Origin of the sequence: Pseudoruegeria sp. SHC-113, assembly GCF_025376885.1 — a bacterium.
In the GTDB taxonomy this organism is placed as follows: Bacteria; Pseudomonadota; Alphaproteobacteria; order Rhodobacterales; family Rhodobacteraceae; genus Pseudoruegeria.
The window spans coordinates 2,830,309-2,844,861 of sequence record NZ_JAHUBR010000001.1 but is presented as its reverse complement, the minus strand read 5'-3'; the positions used below and the strand labels follow the sequence as shown (position 1 = coordinate 2,844,861).

At 64.9% G+C, this 14,553-nt stretch carries 16 protein-coding genes; 9 read left to right on the top strand and 7 right to left on the bottom strand.

Going from position 1 to position 14,553, the window contains the following annotated elements:
* Positions 1-6 precede the first annotated feature (6 nt).
* Positions 7-768, top strand: coding sequence for a hypothetical protein (locus KVX96_RS13945; RefSeq protein ID WP_261195136.1), 762 nt, complete (start codon positions 7-9; stop codon positions 766-768).
* A 3-nt stretch (positions 769-771) separates the two neighbouring features.
* On the opposite strand, the gene KVX96_RS13940 is transcribed toward KVX96_RS13945, so the two are convergent.
* Positions 772-984, bottom strand: coding sequence for a SlyX family protein (locus tag KVX96_RS13940; protein WP_261195135.1), 213 nt, complete (start codon positions 982-984; stop codon positions 772-774).
* Positions 985-1,157: 173 nt separating this feature from the next.
* On the bottom strand, positions 1,158-1,940 hold the full coding sequence (locus KVX96_RS13935; protein ID WP_261195134.1) for a phenylalanine 4-monooxygenase: 783 nt from the start codon (positions 1,938-1,940) through the stop codon (positions 1,158-1,160).
* Between the two features lie 120 nt (positions 1,941-2,060).
* On the opposite strand from KVX96_RS13935, the gene KVX96_RS13930 reads away from it, so the two are divergent.
* Complete coding sequence (locus KVX96_RS13930) at positions 2,061-2,519, top strand: Lrp/AsnC family transcriptional regulator (RefSeq protein WP_261195132.1); 459 nt, start codon at positions 2,061-2,063, stop codon at positions 2,517-2,519.
* A gap of 88 nt (positions 2,520-2,607) precedes the next feature.
* Here the strand turns inward: KVX96_RS13930 and KVX96_RS13925 are convergent, their stop codons facing one another.
* From KVX96_RS13925 to glmU, 3 genes are read right to left on the bottom strand one after another with little or no spacing between them, the layout of a single operon-like run.
* Entirely contained in the window at positions 2,608-3,300 is a 693-nt protein-coding gene (locus KVX96_RS13925) for a DNA alkylation repair protein (protein ID WP_261195131.1), read from the bottom strand.
* Complete coding sequence (gene glmS, locus KVX96_RS13920) at positions 3,297-5,120, bottom strand: glutamine--fructose-6-phosphate transaminase (isomerizing) (protein ID WP_261195130.1); 1,824 nt, start codon at positions 5,118-5,120, stop codon at positions 3,297-3,299. The genes KVX96_RS13925 and glmS overlap by 4 nt, the downstream gene beginning before the upstream one ends.
* The gene (gene glmU / locus KVX96_RS13915; protein ID WP_261195129.1) at positions 5,120-6,475 is read right to left on the bottom strand and encodes a bifunctional UDP-N-acetylglucosamine diphosphorylase/glucosamine-1-phosphate N-acetyltransferase GlmU; all 1,356 of its coding nucleotides are present in this window, start codon (positions 6,473-6,475) and stop codon (positions 5,120-5,122) included. The genes glmS and glmU overlap by 1 nt, the downstream gene beginning before the upstream one ends.
* Before the next feature lie 136 nt (positions 6,476-6,611).
* Here glmU and KVX96_RS13910 point away from each other — a divergent pair, with 136 nt between their 5' ends.
* On the top strand, positions 6,612-7,277 hold the full coding sequence (locus KVX96_RS13910) for an HAD-IA family hydrolase (RefSeq protein ID WP_261195128.1): 666 nt from the start codon (positions 6,612-6,614) through the stop codon (positions 7,275-7,277).
* Here the strand turns inward: KVX96_RS13910 and KVX96_RS13905 are convergent.
* The gene (locus KVX96_RS13905) at positions 7,235-8,620 is read right to left on the bottom strand and encodes an MmgE/PrpD family protein (protein ID WP_261195127.1); all 1,386 of its coding nucleotides are present in this window, start codon (positions 8,618-8,620) and stop codon (positions 7,235-7,237) included. The two genes, KVX96_RS13910 and KVX96_RS13905, sit on opposite strands and share 43 nt — an antisense overlap.
* 94 nt (positions 8,621-8,714) lie before the next feature.
* Between KVX96_RS13905 and KVX96_RS13900 the strand changes: the two genes are divergently transcribed.
* The 4 genes from KVX96_RS13900 to KVX96_RS13885 all read left to right on the top strand — a co-directional run bounded on the left by KVX96_RS13900 (position 8,715) and on the right by KVX96_RS13885 (position 11,745).
* Positions 8,715-9,926: a DegT/DnrJ/EryC1/StrS family aminotransferase gene (locus tag KVX96_RS13900; RefSeq protein WP_261195126.1), complete on the top strand. Its 1,212-nt coding sequence runs from the start codon at positions 8,715-8,717 to the stop codon at positions 9,924-9,926.
* Between the two features lie 137 nt (positions 9,927-10,063).
* Positions 10,064-10,726, top strand: a complete 663-nt coding sequence (locus tag KVX96_RS13895) for a glutathione S-transferase family protein (RefSeq protein ID WP_261195125.1) — start codon at positions 10,064-10,066, stop codon at positions 10,724-10,726.
* A gap of 129 nt (positions 10,727-10,855) precedes the next feature.
* Positions 10,856-11,221, top strand: a complete 366-nt coding sequence (locus KVX96_RS13890; RefSeq protein ID WP_261195124.1) for an NADH-quinone oxidoreductase subunit A — start codon at positions 10,856-10,858, stop codon at positions 11,219-11,221.
* Positions 11,212-11,745, top strand: coding sequence for a NuoB/complex I 20 kDa subunit family protein (locus KVX96_RS13885; protein ID WP_261195122.1), 534 nt, complete (start codon positions 11,212-11,214; stop codon positions 11,743-11,745). The genes KVX96_RS13890 and KVX96_RS13885 overlap by 10 nt, the downstream gene beginning before the upstream one ends.
* A 52-nt stretch (positions 11,746-11,797) precedes the next feature.
* Here the strand turns inward: KVX96_RS13885 and KVX96_RS13880 are convergent, their stop codons facing one another.
* Positions 11,798-12,712, bottom strand: coding sequence for a hypothetical protein (locus KVX96_RS13880; protein ID WP_261195121.1), 915 nt, complete (start codon positions 12,710-12,712; stop codon positions 11,798-11,800).
* A 346-nt stretch (positions 12,713-13,058) separates the two neighbouring features.
* On the opposite strand from KVX96_RS13880, the gene KVX96_RS13875 reads away from it, so the two are divergent.
* Together KVX96_RS13875 and KVX96_RS13870 are read left to right on the top strand one after the other, a co-directional pair.
* Positions 13,059-13,670, top strand: a complete 612-nt coding sequence (locus KVX96_RS13875; protein WP_261195119.1) for an NADH-quinone oxidoreductase subunit C — start codon at positions 13,059-13,061, stop codon at positions 13,668-13,670.
* 4 nt (positions 13,671-13,674) lie between these two features.
* The gene (locus KVX96_RS13870; RefSeq protein WP_261195118.1) at positions 13,675-14,553 is read left to right on the top strand and encodes a sulfotransferase family protein; all 879 of its coding nucleotides are present in this window, start codon (positions 13,675-13,677) and stop codon (positions 14,551-14,553) included.

Below are 14,553 nucleotides of genomic sequence, written 5' to 3'. Positions count from 1 at the left end.
GGTTTTTTGCCCGCCGCGTTAACCACGCTGGCGCTTTCGGCCTGCATGCAGACAACACCGCCCGAGGCCGCGCCTGAAGAGGAGGCCGTTCAGATCGAGCGGCTTTCGGAGGTGGACATCGCCGAAGATGCGCCCTCTACCGCGATGACGGAAACCGACGAGATCAACGCGACTGGGCTCTTTGCCGGGCTTTTTGGCGCTGGAAGCGATGAGAAACCCGTCTCGCCGGACGCGCCCGCCACCCGCCAGCTTGAGGAATTCGGCGTCGCCGCTGAAGCCCCAGCAGCGGCCGAGGCCAAGGGGCCTCTGGCTTTTGGCGAGGTGCGCAAGGTCTGCGGGGTGCGCGGCAAGGCGCTGGGCAAGGAGGTGGACCGCTTCCCCGAAAAGGGCAGTGGCTTCAGGCTTTATGACAGCGCACCGGGCTCCACCGCGCCGCGGCTCCATGCGGTGACAGGGTTCTCCGACGGCTGCGCGCGCCAGTTCACGGCGGGGCTTGCGGTGCTGGGCGCGCCAATCACCCATGAAACCATGCGCTACGATCCACTGGTGAAATCCATCCCCTATTCCCAGACCGACACCGCCTACGAGCAGATCAAGCGCGGCATCTGCGGCAAGGGCAAAGGCAAGCCTTGCGAGGGCAGCGGTGCGAAGCGGATGGAAAAGAGCACGGCCTTCGTCACCGCTTACGAGCGGTTCGGCGGCGCGAGCCACACCGAGATCTTGCTCCATAAAGGCAAGGTCATCGCGCAGGATTACGAGCGGCGCTGAATCTTACCAATGGGGCGGGCGCTGGTCTGCGAGCGGGATGGAGCTTCCGTCATCGGCCTCGCGCTGCGCTTCGCGTTCCACCAGCAACTGCACCCGGCCTTTCAGCCGCGCAATGTCCTGATCCTGCCGGGCGATCACGTCCGACAAATCCTCCACCGTGCGGGTGAGATGCGCAATCAGCTCTTCAAGCTGGGTGATGCGATCCTCTTGGCTCATAGCGCTGCGCTAGCATGGCTGGCCGCAGCGGGGAAGCGCTACTTGGCCTGTTTCGCCTGAAACGGGCACGCGCCTGCCCTGCCGCCACACCGAAGGTGTGCTCTCAGCACGGGGGCAGGCGCGTTCGCGCCCGCCTGGTCAGGCGCTCAGTGCTTTTGGTATTGTGCAGTCCGTCATGCCGCCGCAAACAGAGGCGCGAAATCGCCCTTGGCCTTGGCCGCATCAATCGCCGCGCCGAAATCCACCTCTAGCAATGCTGCCAGTTGGGCGAAATCCTCGATCACGAAGTAGGTGGGCTGCACGATGTCGATCCGGTAGGGCGTGCGCAGCACGGTCTCCAGATCGAACGGCTGCATCTGCACCGTGCCGCCCGTCGCATGGGTCAACTCAGACGGCGAGGAAACGATCCCGGCCCCATAGGCGCGCAAACCGTCCGGCGTGCGGATCATGCCGAATTCCACGGTGAACCAGAACAACCGGAATAGATGCCACGAATAGCCTTTTCCGAGGCTCAACGCCTTCTTTCCGAAGCCCTCGATGAAATCGGCGTAATCGGCGTTGGTCAGCAGCGGGCAATGGCCGAAGACCTCGTGAAACAGGTCCGGTTCCTCGATATAGTCCATATGCTCCCGGCGGCGCAGGAAGGTGGCCACGGGGAACTTGCGCGCCGCGAGGAGTTTGAAGAATTGGCTGGGCGGGATGATCGCGGGCACGCCCTCCACGCCGGCCCCGGTGGCGGCGTGCAGCCGCGCGTCGATTTCGCAGATCTGGGGCACTTTCCCAGCGTTCAGGCCAAGCGCCTCCACGCCCGCCAGATAATCCGGCACGACCTTGCCCTGCAGCGCTGCCATCTGCCGGGTGAAAAGCTCCCCCCAGACGGCATCTTCCTCGGCGCTGTAGCTGTAAAACCCGTCCGCGTCCGGGTGTTTGCTTGCGTATTGTGCAGATGTGGCCATGACGGTGCCTCCCGTTTTCCTGCTCCAAAGCCAGTATCGCACAGCAGGCAGGCAAGAAGATTTCAGAAGCAGGGAACGGGCGGGCTTGGCTGGGTTAAATTTTCCGACTAGCGTGCCAGAATGGAATATTCTGATCAGGATATGCGGATCTTGCGGGAGCTGCAGCGCGACTCTGCCGCTTCTCTGGCAGAGCTGTCCGAGCGCTGCCAGGTCCCGCAAAGCACGCTTTGGCGGCGGCTGAACGAGCTTGAAAAGGCGGGGCTGGTGAAGGGCCGCGTGGCGCTCTTGGATCCGGCCAAGCTGCACCTGAAACTCGTTGTCTTCGCCAATGTCTCGCTCAAGGATCACTCGGCGGAAGCGGTGTCGGAGTTCGCCGCTGTCGTCGCGGCCCACCCCGAGATCATGGAGTGCCACGCCGTTTCGGGCGCGTCGGATTACATCCTGAAAATCCGCGTGCGCGACGTGGAGGCCTATGAGCGCTTCATGACGCACAGCCTGCTGCGCAACCGCCACGTGGCGGCGGTGCATTCGAGCTTCGGCTTGCGGGAGCTGAAATACACCACCCGCCTGCCGATCTAAGCTGGAGCGTTTCGGATTTAACCAGACACATTCTGCATCGCTTGTCGCGTTCGACCGAAGGGAGAGGCAGCGAAGAAGCGATTCACGTTTAATCCGAAACGCTATTGGTCAGGTATTTGGACGCTTCCTTGCGCGCGAAGGGCTTCATCGCGTCGCCATGTTCGTTCAGAAACGCGGCCACCCGCTCAGGCGCGCGTTTGGACAGATCGCGCAGCCACCAGGCCACGGCTTTCTGGATGAACCACTGGCGATCTTCCACATAGGCGGCCGCCCAGCCAAGGATCCGCTCGCGCGCCTCAAGCTCTGCCGGTTTCGGTGTGTTCATCTTGGCCCAGGGCAGCGTCATCACCAGCGCGGCGCGGCGGGTCCACATGTGCTCGGATGTCGTCCAGCCTTCCACCTCATCCAGCCGGGCAGGCACCGCCACCAGCCGTTTCTGCCCCGCGATGGCGGCATGATCGGCCACGGCCCAGGCGTCAAACTCCGGCACCCAGCCCTTGATCACGTCCCAAGCGCCCTCATCCGGGCGCAGGCGGGCCTGCGTGAGCAGCTTGGCAGCCGCCACTCGGGCCTCGTGCACATCACTGGCCCAAAGCGCATCGGCCAGCGCCACGCGCTCTTCGACGGAAAGGGCGGCGCGCCAGCCTTTCACCGCATCGTCGATCTGCGGATTGGAAACGCCCAGATAGCGCCGCGCGGCCTTGTGGTAAGCGGCCATTTCACCCGCCTTCTGCGCGTTGCCAAGCGATTCGAGCTGGCCAAGCGCGGCCTCGGGGCTCATTCCACTGTCACCGATTTGGCGAGGTTGCGCGGCTGGTCCACATCCGTGCCCTTGGCCACGGCGGTGTGATAGGCCAGCAGCTGCGCCGGGATCGCGTAGAGGATCGGGGCCAGCAGATCGGGAATCTCCGGCAGGATCACGCTGCGCCAGACATCTTCCCCGGCCTGCCGTGCGCCTTCGGCGTCGGTGATCAGCAGCACCTTGCCGCCGCGCGCCATGACCTCCTGCATGTTGGAGACCGTCTTGTCAAAAAGCCCGTCACGCGGCGCCATGACGATCACCGGCACGTTTTCATCGATCAGCGCGATGGGGCCGTGTTTCAGCTCGCCTGATGCATAACCTTCGGCGTGGATGTAGCTGATTTCCTTGAGTTTCAGCGCGCCTTCCAGCGCGATGGGATACATCGCGCCCCGGCCAAGGAACAGGATGTCCTGCGCCTTTGCAAGCTCGCGCGACAGCGCCTCGATCGTGTCGCTCGCGCCAAGCGCGTGGTTCATCAGCCCCGGCAGGTTGCGCAGGGCGGCCAGATGGGCGCGCAGGGCGTCGGGCACCAATTCGCCCCGCGCTTCGGCGGCGCGCAGGGCGAGCAGGGCGAGCACGTTGAGCTGGCAGGTGAAGGCCTTGGTGGAGGCCACGCCGACCTCGACACCGGCCAGAATCGGCAGCGCCAGATCGCTTTCCCGCGCGATGGAGCTTTCCGACACGTTGACCACCGACAGGATCTTCGCGGCCTTGCCCTCCATGTAGCGCAGGGCGGCGAGCGTATCGGCCGTTTCGCCCGATTGGGAGACGAACACCGCCAGCGTGCGCGGGGCGACGGGGGGCTCGCGGTAACGGAATTCGGAGGCGATATCGACCTCGACAGGCAGGCGCGCGAGCTGCTCGAACCAGTATTTCGCCGTCAGGCAGGCATAAAACGCCGTGCCGCAGGCGACCATGGTGATCCGGTCAAACTGAGTGAAATCAAGCTCTTCGGCGGGGATCTTCACGGCATTGCCGTCGCCTGTCAGGTAGTGATCCACCGCCTCGCCCAGTACCGTGGGCTGCTCGGCAATTTCCTTGGCCATGAAGTGCTTGTGGCCGCCCTTTTCCACGCGGGTGGCGTCGATCTGGATCGTTTTCTTCGCGCGGTTGGCCAGTGCGCCGTTGGCATCGCGGATCTCAAGGCTTTGGCGGGTCACGATGGCCCAGTCGCCTTCTTCCAGATAGGTGATCTCGTTCGTCATCGGCGAAAGCGCGATGGCGTCGGAGCCAACGAACATCTCGCCGTCGCCATGGCCGATGGCCAGCGGTGAGCCCTTGCGGGCGGCGATCAGAAGATCATCTTCCCCGTCGAACAGAAAGCAGAGTGCGAAAGCGCCCTCGAGGCGGCCCAGCGTCTTTTCCGCCGCCGCGCGCGGCGAAAGCCCTTCGTTCATGTGGTGCTGCGTCAGCAGGGCGACGGTTTCGGTGTCCGTCTCGGTGACGAAGCCCATGCCGGCAGCTTTAAGTTCGGCGCGCAACTCGCGGAAATTCTCGATGATTCCGTTATGCACCACGGCAACGGGGCCGGCCTGATGCGGGTGGGCATTCGTGACCGACGGCGCGCCGTGGGTGGCCCAGCGGGTGTGGCCGATGGCGGCTTTGCCGGCCAGCGGCTCATGCACCAGCAGATCGGAGAGGTTCACGAGCTTGCCGACCGCGCGGCGGCGGTCCAGCTTGCCGTTGTTCACGGTGGCGATGCCCGCGCTGTCATAGCCGCGATATTCCAAACGTTTCAGCGCTTCAACAACGATTGGCGCGGCTTCGTGATCCCCGAGGACCCCTACAATTCCACACATTATTCCTGCTCTTTCGCCTTGCGGGCCTTTGCGGCCTTGAGTTTTTCGAACATCCGGCGCGCAAGCCCCGGTTTCACCGCCTGTTTGGCGCGGGCCACCGCCAGCGCGCCGGCTTCCACGTCGGAGGTGATCACGGAGCCCGAGGCCGTCATCGCCTCATCGCCCACTTTCACCGGGGCGACGAGCATGGTGTTGGAGCCGATGAAAGCCCGCGCGCCGATCTCGGTGCGGTGCTTGAACACGCCGTCATAGTTGCAGGTGATCGTGCCCGCGCCGACGTTCGTCTGCTCCCCGATGGCAGCATCGCCGATGTAGGAGAGGTGGTTGACCTTCACGCCCTCGGCCAGCTGCGCGTTCTTCACCTCCACGAAATTGCCGATGCGCACATCCTCGGCCAGTTCCGCACCGGGGCGCAGGCGAGCGTAGGGGCCGATCACGCCGCCACGGGCCACGTGGCAGCCTTCCAGATGGCTGAACGCCCGGATCTTCGCGCCGTTTTCCACCGTCACGCCGGGCCCGAACACGACGTTGGGCTCGATCACCGTATCGCCGCCGACATAGGTGTCATGGGCGAAGAAGACGGTTTCCGGGGCCACCAGCGTCACGCCGTTCTCCAGTGCCTCAGAGCGTTTGGCCGCCTGCAGCAGGGCCTCCGCCCCGGCCAGTTCGGCGCGGGTGTTGATGCCCAGCGTCTCGGCCTCGTCGCAGGTTACAAATCCACTGCTCAGGCCTTCTGCACGGGCCAGCGCCACCAGATCGGGCAGGTAGTATTCGCCGGAGGCGTTGTCATTGCCGACCTGTTCGATCAGGCGGAACATGGTTTGCGCATCCGCCGCCATGACGCCGGAGTTGCACAGCGTGATGGCGCGTTCGGCCTCGCTTGCGTCCTTGTATTCCACGATGCGCTCAAGCGCGCTGCCTTCGGTGATGAAGCGGCCGTAGCGCTTGGGGTCGGCGGCTTCAAAGCCAAGGAAAACAACGGGATGGCTGGCGCGGGCCGCGAGCATCGCCTCAAGCGTTTCGGGGCGGATGAAGGGCGTGTCGCCGTAAAGCACGACGGCATCGCCCTCAAACCCAGCCAAAGCCTCACGCGCCTGTGCTACGGCATGGGAGGTGCCCAGCTGCTCCGCCTGCCGCACGACAACGGCCTCGGGATCATGTGCCTTGGCCGCTTTGGCGACGGCCTCATATCCGTGTCCGGCGACAACAACCGTTTTCTCAGGCATCAGGGCCGCGCCCGCGTCCATCGCATGGGCCAGAAGCGGCGCGCCGCCGAGCGGGTGCAGCACCTTGGGCAGATCGGAATTCATCCGGCTCCCCTGGCCGGCGGCGAGAATGATCAGGGCAATGGGCATGAAAGCTGCTCTTTTCTTTGGATGCTGCCCGTTCTATCGCTCTTGACGAAAGCCGCAAGGGCGCATGGGGTCAAAAGAGTTTACCGCGTGTTGCAGGGCGTGGCGAAAACATGCCGAAGGGCAGGAGGGCAGGCGCATGAAAACGGTGATCTTCGATCTGGACGGAACGCTCGCGGACACGAGCCGCGATTTGATCGCGGCGGCCAATGCCTGTTTCCGCGATCTCGGGCATGGCGATGTGCTGGATCCGTTGGCTGACGCCGCCACCGCCTTTCGCGGCGGGCGCGCGATGCTCACGCTGGGCTTTTCCCGCGTTGCGCCGGGTGATGCGTCCGCCGCCATCGAAGCGCAATATCCCCGCTTGCTGCAAAGCTACGGGCAGAACATCGACACGCACACCGTGATGTATCCGGGCGCGGTGGAGGCCGTGGAGGGGCTGCGGGCGGCGGGCTACCGCGTGGGCGTCTGCACGAACAAGCCGGAAGGGCTCGCGGAAGAACTGCTGCAACGCCTCGGCGTGCGCGATCTCTTCGCAGCCCTCGTGGGGGCGGACACACTGCCCGTGCGCAAACCCAACCCCGAGCCCTACGTGGAAACCGTGGCCCGCGTGGGCGGGGATGTGGCGCAATCGCTGCTGATCGGCGACACGGTGACGGACCGCGAAACCGCCCGCGCCGCCGGGGTGCCATGCGTTCTCGTGACTTTCGGGCCTGAGGGCCGCGCGGTGGAGGCCATGGCACCGGAAGGGCTGCTCGAGGATTACGCCGCGCTGCCCGAGGTGGTGCGCGGGCTGATCGGCTGAGTGATCAGCCGCAGGTAGGGGGCAAGCCCCTCCTCTGGCAGGCGCGCAACGGCCTCCTTCAGCTCTGACGCCCGCTGCATCCCAAGCGCAGGTTCTGCGATCTGCAGGTATTTCTGCCGGATCTCTTCCTTGGTGGGCGGGGCTTCCGCGTCCCACCGGGGTTGGTGCCAAGCGCTCGTGATCTCCCTCCCGTCGGTGAGCGTGAGCGTGACGCGCGCGCGCCGTGTGAGCGGGAAGGCCGCGTTCGCCTCCGGGTGCTCAACGAGCGTCGTCGCGGCAGAAAGTCGGCGAATCTCGGGATCTGCAAGCGCGGCGCCGGCCACATCCGAAGGCGCAATTCCGCCCCGCGCCAGCGCCACGGCGAGCGGAAAGGACGTGGAATACTGCGCTTCTTCGGTGGTGGCGGGATCGGCTTTCGCCAGCCGGATCGATTCGTGGAATGTCTCAACCGTGATGCGTACGATATGGGCACTTTGCAGGCCATGGGCGCGGCACAAGGAAAGCCCGGCCTCCACGGGTGCATGGGCCCAGCGGCAGACGGGGTAAGGCTTGAAATACTGCTCAAGGATCAGCCAGCGCTGGCCCAGATCACTCCAGGCCTTATGATCGGTCGCCATTGTGAGCGCGGGCGCGCCGGTAAAGCCTGCCTTGGCGAGATAGGCGGCGGAGACGCCCGCCATCGCGCCCCAGCCCGAACCGTCTTTCAGCATGGTGGGGTGGTCGATCACCCGCATCATCTGGCTGCGCGGCCCATGGTACTCCGCGATCCCCAGCGCGTGCGCCAGCGCGTCTGCGCCCAGATCGAGGTAGCGCGCGCCGAGCCCCGCGCAGGCCACCGCGACCCAGCTGCCCGACGTGTGGTAGTCCGGCACGCTGGCGTGCTGCACGAGGGCGATCCGGCACGCGGCCTCATAGCCCGCCACAAGGGCGGTGAGGAAGGCCGCGCCGCTCATCCGGCCCGTTGCCTGTGCGTAGGCCAGCAGGGCCGAAAGAACACCGCAGCCCGCATGGCCCTTGGCCGGGTTGAACCCGTCATGTCCGTCCAGCGCGTCGATTGTCATGCCCGCGGCCAGCGCCACCCCGGCGGGCGAGGCGCCGCGCCCGTCCAGCAGCATCGGATGAGCGCCGCCGAACTGGCAATGGGCATGATCGGCGATGATCCTAGCGAGCGGCGTCTGCGCCCCGCCGATGGCAATGGCCGTCAGATCCAGCAGGCACATTTGCGCCCTGTCACGCACAGGCTGGGGCAGATCAGAATAGTGCAGGTCAAGGAAAAGAGCGGCGGCGTCCATACAGGGCAGTGTCGACGAGGCGAAAGCGGACGGCTTGCCGGTTCTCGACATGCCTGCGCCCCGATTGCGACCTCTGCGCCGCCCCCGTTGACCTTGCCGCCGCCGCCGTCCACTCTGCCGCCCGCACAGACCGGCAGGAGGCCCGATGCAGGCGCAAGACGTATTCACCGGCAGTTTCACCCAGCAGGAGCCGATCCCCGAGGAGGGCATCGCGGCGGCTGTTGAGGTGATGCGCCACGGGAGGCTCCACCGCTACAACGAAGCGCCGGGGGAGGTGTCGCAAACCGCGCTGTTGGAGCAGGAATTCGCCGCGCAGATGGGCGCGACATATGCGCTGGCGGTTGCTTCCGGCGGCTACGCGCTGGCCACGGCGCTGCGTGCGCTCAAGGTGCAGCCGGGCGAAAGCGTGCTCACCAATGCCTTCACGCTCGCCCCGGTGCCCGGTGCCATCGCCTCGGTGGGGGCGGTGCCGGTGTTTGTCGGGGTGACGGAAGGCCTTGTGATCGATCTGGAGGATCTCGCCGAGAAAATCGCGCAAACCGGCGCGCGGGTGCTGATGCTGTCGCATATGCGCGGCCACCTCTGCGACATGGACGCGCTGATGGCGCTTTGTGATGGGGCCGGGGTGCAGGTGATCGAGGATTGCGCCCACACGATGGGCGCGCGCTGGGCCGGGGTGCTGTCGGGGCGGCATGGCGTCTTTGGTTGCTACTCCTGCCAGACGTATAAACACGTGAACTCCGGCGAGGGTGGCCTGCTGATTTCCGATGATGCGGACCTGATGGCGCGGGCCACGATGCTGTCGGGCAGCTACATGCTCTATGGCCGCCACCCGGCCGGGCCACCTGAGAGCGCCTATGAGGCCTTGCGCTACGATACCCCCAATATCTCGGGCCGGATGGACAACCTGCGCGCCGCGATCCTGCGCCCGCAACTGGCGCGGCTCGAAACACAATGCGCGGCGTGGAACGAGCGCTACCGCGCGGTCGAAGCGGGCCTGCGCGACACGCCCGGCCTCACCCTGATCGCGCGGCCCCAGGCGGAAAGCTACGTGGCCTCCTCGATCCAGTTTCTCCTGCTGGACTGGCCCAACCCGGCGATCGAAGCCTTTCTTGCGGCCTGCGCCGCACGCGGCGTGGATCTGAAATGGTTCGGCGCCGCCGAGCCGAAAGCCTTCACCTCGCGCTACGACAGCTGGCGGTACGCCCCGAGCGCGCCGATGCCGAAGAGCGACCGAATCTTACGCGCCATCATCGACATGCGCCTGCCCCTGACCTTCACACTGGACGACTGCGCCCTGATTGCCCGCATCATCCGCGAAGAAGCCATGAGGGGCAGTGTGGTTTTGTCAGGCTGAAGAACTTTCATGCCTCCGGCGGAGATATTTTTAGAACAAAGTGGGGCCCCATCATCTTGGCAAAAATATCCCGGGGTTTGGGGCAGAGCCCCAAGGCGCACCACAGGGCCCGCGCCCGCATTTGAACAGGAGCCAGAATGATCCGTTTGCACCATTGTCCCCAGACACGCTCGATGCGCACGCTGTGGCTTCTGCACGAGTTGGACGTGCCCTTCGAGGTGGTTGTCCATCCCTTCGACAAAAGCCTGCGCCAGCCTGAGTATTTAGCGCTGAACCCCGCAGGCCGCGTGCCGGCTCTGGAGATCGACGAGCGCCGCCTTTTTGAAACCGGGGCGATCACGGAATACCTCTGCGAGTGCTTCCCCGAGGCCGGGCTTGGGCGCATGCCGGGGGCGGAGGAGCGCGCCGATTGGCTGGTCTGGGTGCACTTCGCCGAGACCGTCAGCCAGCATTCCGCCGCGCTCACGCAACAGCATGTGATGCTCTATGAGGATGCGATGCGCTCGCCCATCGTGACCAAGCTCGAAGCGGCGCGGCTGGGCAAATGCTACGCAGCATTGGAGGCGCGGCTTTCGGGGCGGGATTACCTGCTCGATGGCGGGTTTTCGGCGGCGGATATCAGTGTCGGGCAGGCGATCTACATGGCGCGCCATTTCGCCCCTCTTGAGCCCTTCCCCGCGCTTCTGGCGTGGTATGAACGGATCACGGCGCGCGCGGGTTTTCAGGCCAGCCTTCCAAAGCCCGGCGAAGCCTTGCTTTACGCGCGGCCCTTCTACCCGCCCATCGCGCCCCCCGCGTGAGCCGCGCGTGGCGGAGATTGTCGCGCAAGTGCCGCAGGGGCCGGTGTTTTCGTTGACCCTCGCGTGCCGGACGGCTACATCACTTTGGCAAGCCGTACGAACGCGCGGGCCAGCAACAAGGGGGCACTTATGGATGAGCTGCTGAGGGAGTATCTGCCGATCCTGATTTTCCTCGGGTTGGCGATCGGACTGGGCCTCGTGCTGATTCTTGCCGCCGTCATCGTTGCCGTGCGCAATCCGGATCCGGAAAAGGTTTCGGCCTACGAATGCGGCTTCAACGCATTCGACGACGCGCGGATGAAATTCGACGTGCGCTTCTACCTGGTTTCGATCCTCTTCATCATCTTCGACCTCGAGATCGCCTTCCTCTTTCCCTGGGCCGTGGCCTTCAAGGATGTGGGGCTTTTGGGCTTCTGGTCGATGATGGTGTTCCTCGCCGTTCTCACCATCGGCTTTGCCTATGAATGGAAGAAAGGGGCGCTGGAATGGGAGTGAGCACTGCTGCCAATACCGCAGGCGCGGACAAGGAAGTCGCCACGCAGGCGTTGAACCGCGAGCTGCAGGACAAAGGCTTCCTGCTGACCTCCACCGAGGACATCATCAACTGGGCACGCACCGGCTCGCTGCACTGGATGACATTCGGGCTGGCCTGCTGCGCGGTTGAGATGATGCATTCGGCCATGCCGCGCTACGATCTTGAGCGCTTCGGCACCGCCCCGCGCGCCTCGCCGCGCCAGTCGGACCTGATGATCGTGGCCGGTACGCTCACCAACAAGATGGCCCCGGCGCTGCGCAAGGTCTATGACCAGATGCCCGAGCCGCGCTACGTGATCTCCATGGGCTCCTGCGCCAATGGCGGCGGCTATTATCACTACAGCTATTCCGTGGTGCGCGGCTGTGACCGCATCGTGCCGGTGGATGTCTACGTGCCCGGTTGCCCGCCGACGGCGGAAGCGCTGCTCTACGGGATCCTGCAGCTGCAACGCAAGATCCGGCGCACCGGTACCATCGTCCGCTAATAGGCTTCGGCCGGCTGACCTCGCCTCGGCAGGACAGCGCGGGCGTTGCAGCTCATTCCGCCGCGGTGGCCGCGTTTTCCTGATCGGGTTTGAGAAAACTTCCCAGCCGGTAGCCGAGGTTGCGCCGCAGCTTGGGCGGGCAGGCGGTGTAGGCGTGCTGGATGATCTCGCGGCAGGGCTGCCATTGGCGGAACACAGCGGGCATGTGATAATGCGCAAGATGGATCTGCGCCGCGCTTTGGTCTGCGTCCCGGCGGTACAGTGAGTAGTTGTAGCTTTCGGGCTTCACGATCATCCGCGCGCCCATGCGCGCCATTGCGATGGGCAGGGAAATCTGATCCAGCCACGGGCGTTTCTCCGCAATTGCTGTATCGTGATCGAGGTGCCGGGCGGTTTCAAGCCAGACCTCCGGGAAGCGCGCGCCGCCTTCGGTGGCCTCTTCCTTGAAGGCCACCAGCCCTGCGTTGAAATAAGGCGGCATCCGCCGGTTGCGCCCGCGGGTCAGGCGCACGCGGGCCTCGGGCACGGCGAGGCCGAGGCTCGCATAGGCGGCCTCCCAGTCTTCGATGTTGCGGCCCCATGTGGGCACGCCTTCCGGCACCGCCGCGAGGCAAGGCGCCTCGGCGCAGTCTGAGAAATCCATCGGCGCGAGGCAGACGGTATCGGTGTCCAGAAACACCGACACGTCCCAGCCCTCCCGCCGCGCGCAGGCGGCGAGGATCTTGTTGCCATGGGGATAGGGCGTGGCCCAGCCCGCGCCCTCCACCGAAAGCGCGCGGATCTCCACATTGCGGTTGCGCAGGACATGGCGCGTCACACGGGTGATTTCGGCCAGTTTCGGCTCCGAGACATAGGCGATGATGGGCGTTTTCGGCCCCATTTGTCGCCGCAGCGAGGTGGCCAGCAGGATCGCCTGGGACTCAAACCGCAACCCGTCCATGACGAAAAAATAGCCCGTTACCGGCATTGCCTGCTCCTTAACCTGCGCTCGATCGTTTTTTTGGTTACTGCCGTGTTTACTATGTTACGGGAATCCGGGCAAGAATCCCGTTTTGAGGGGGTGGGACAGAGCGCACTATTGAGGTTGAGGTTGGTTGCTCCTATAACCCTTTGGAGATCGGGGCAGAGGGGCGACCCTCCACCTTGAGCCGATTGAAGAGGGGGCAACGAGGGCATGATCGGGCAACCGGCATCACGGGCGAGCTATGCTGCACGTCACGGCCTTTCCTTTTTCCCGGCAACCCTCGGACTTTCCACAGATTTTGGCCGTTCTTCAGGGGCTGGCGCAGCCCGGTTTTCAGGGGAGATTCGCGATGAGTGATACGCCGGCGGAGCTTGGCCTCCATATCGAGCTGAAACGCCCGGATTGCGTGCTCTCCCACGCGGTGGCGCATGGGGAACTGACGGTGGAGGTGGCGCTGTCGTCGCTTGTCTCCTTCGTGGAGTTCCTCAAAGCCGATCGCACCTGCAAATTCTCTTCGCTGGTGGACATCACGGCGGTGGACTACCCGAGCCGCGAGAAGCGCTTTGATGTCGTTTACCACTTCCTGTCGATGTACACGAACCAGCGCATCCGCGTGCGGGTGCAAGTGCGCGAGCAGGACATGGTACCTTCGATCACCGACGTGCACCCCTCGGCCAACTGGTTCGAGCGCGAGGTTTTCGACATGTTCGGCATCCTCTTCTCCGGCCACCCGGATCTGCGCCGAATCCTCACCGATTACGGCTTCCGCGGCTATCCGCTGCGCAAGGATTTTCCCACGACGGGCTACACCGAAGTGCGTTACGACGAGGCCGAGAAGCGCGTCGTTTATGAGCCCGTGAGCCTGACGCAGGAATACCGCCAGTTCGATTTCATGAGCCCTTGGGAGGGCGCGGAATATATCCTGCCGGGCGATGAGAAAACCGACGGGGGCAAAGGCTGACATCATGGCGGCAGAGACGCTCATGTTCGGGATCGGCGCGACGAAAGCGGGGACGAGCTGGCTCTACCGCTATCTCGCGAGCCATCCCGATTGCGCGATGCCCGCCATGAAAGAGCTGCACTATTTTGACACCGCCGATCCGCGCAAACAGGCCTGGCAGGTGAAGCAATTCACCCGCAAGGCGGCGGATCTGAAGGCGCGCCGCGCCTTTGCACCGGCGGCCAAGCACGAAAACCTCGATGCGCGCATCAAAGTGTTGGAGGAGGCCATCGCGCTGCTGTCCGGCGATCGCACTGGCCACCGCGCCTATCTCGCCTACCTCTCCGCCGCAGGCACCGGGGCCCGCCTTCTGGGCGATGTGACCCCGTCCTACGGCCTGCTGCCGGAGGGCGATCTGCGCATGATGGCCGGCCTCGCGCCGCAGACGCGCTTCATCTACATCCTGCGCGATCCGCTGGACCGGCTGTGGTCCAACATCCGAATGGTGGCCGGGCGCAAGGCAAAGGATGAGGGCGACGTGGAGGCCATCGCGCGGGATTTGCTGGACAAGGCGCTCACGGGCGCGGATCAGCAAGTGATCATGCGCTCCGATTATGCGGGCACGCTGGCCCGGCTGGAAGCGGCGGTGCCGCCGGAGAACCGGCTGGTTCTGTTCTTTGAACAACTGTTCAGCGCGGAAACCGTGGCGCGCATCTGCGCCTTTCTCGGCATCGGTGCGCATCCGGCGGAGCTGGATCGCCGGGTCCATGCGGGGCGCAGCCTTGCGATGGAGAAGGATCAGGCCGAGCGCGCCCGCATGGCGCTGCGCGGCCAGTATGAAGCTGTCGCGGGGCGCTTTGAGAGCCTGCCGCCGCGCTGGCTGGAAAATTACGCGAGGATTTGA

What these genes read in the sequence shown, in the direction of transcription:
- KVX96_RS13870 (WP_261195118.1), top strand. Translation starts at nt 13,675, where the DNA reads ATGGCGGCAGAGACGCTCATGTTCGGGATCGGCGCGACGAAAGCGGGG.
- KVX96_RS13885 (WP_261195122.1), top strand. Translation starts at nt 11,212, where the DNA reads ATGGGAGTGAGCACTGCTGCCAATACCGCAGGCGCGGACAAGGAAGTC.
- glmS (WP_261195130.1), bottom strand. Translation starts at nt 5,120, where the DNA reads ATGTGTGGAATTGTAGGGGTCCTCGGGGATCACGAAGCCGCGCCAATC.
- KVX96_RS13935 (WP_261195134.1), bottom strand. Translation starts at nt 1,940, where the DNA reads ATGGCCACATCTGCACAATACGCAAGCAAACACCCGGACGCGGACGGG.
- KVX96_RS13875 (WP_261195119.1), top strand. Translation starts at nt 13,059, where the DNA reads ATGAGTGATACGCCGGCGGAGCTTGGCCTCCATATCGAGCTGAAACGC.
- KVX96_RS13900 (WP_261195126.1), top strand. Translation starts at nt 8,715, where the DNA reads ATGCAGGCGCAAGACGTATTCACCGGCAGTTTCACCCAGCAGGAGCCG.
- KVX96_RS13895 (WP_261195125.1), top strand. Translation starts at nt 10,064, where the DNA reads ATGATCCGTTTGCACCATTGTCCCCAGACACGCTCGATGCGCACGCTG.
- glmU (WP_261195129.1), bottom strand. Translation starts at nt 6,475, where the DNA reads ATGCCCATTGCCCTGATCATTCTCGCCGCCGGCCAGGGGAGCCGGATG.
- KVX96_RS13930 (WP_261195132.1), top strand. Translation starts at nt 2,061, where the DNA reads ATGGAATATTCTGATCAGGATATGCGGATCTTGCGGGAGCTGCAGCGC.
- KVX96_RS13880 (WP_261195121.1), bottom strand. Translation starts at nt 12,712, where the DNA reads ATGCCGGTAACGGGCTATTTTTTCGTCATGGACGGGTTGCGGTTTGAG.
- KVX96_RS13905 (WP_261195127.1), bottom strand. Translation starts at nt 8,620, where the DNA reads ATGTCGAGAACCGGCAAGCCGTCCGCTTTCGCCTCGTCGACACTGCCC.
- KVX96_RS13910 (WP_261195128.1), top strand. Translation starts at nt 6,612, where the DNA reads ATGAAAACGGTGATCTTCGATCTGGACGGAACGCTCGCGGACACGAGC.
- KVX96_RS13940 (WP_261195135.1), bottom strand. Translation starts at nt 984, where the DNA reads ATGAGCCAAGAGGATCGCATCACCCAGCTTGAAGAGCTGATTGCGCAT.
- KVX96_RS13890 (WP_261195124.1), top strand. Translation starts at nt 10,856, where the DNA reads ATGGATGAGCTGCTGAGGGAGTATCTGCCGATCCTGATTTTCCTCGGG.
- KVX96_RS13925 (WP_261195131.1), bottom strand. Translation starts at nt 3,300, where the DNA reads ATGAGCCCCGAGGCCGCGCTTGGCCAGCTCGAATCGCTTGGCAACGCG.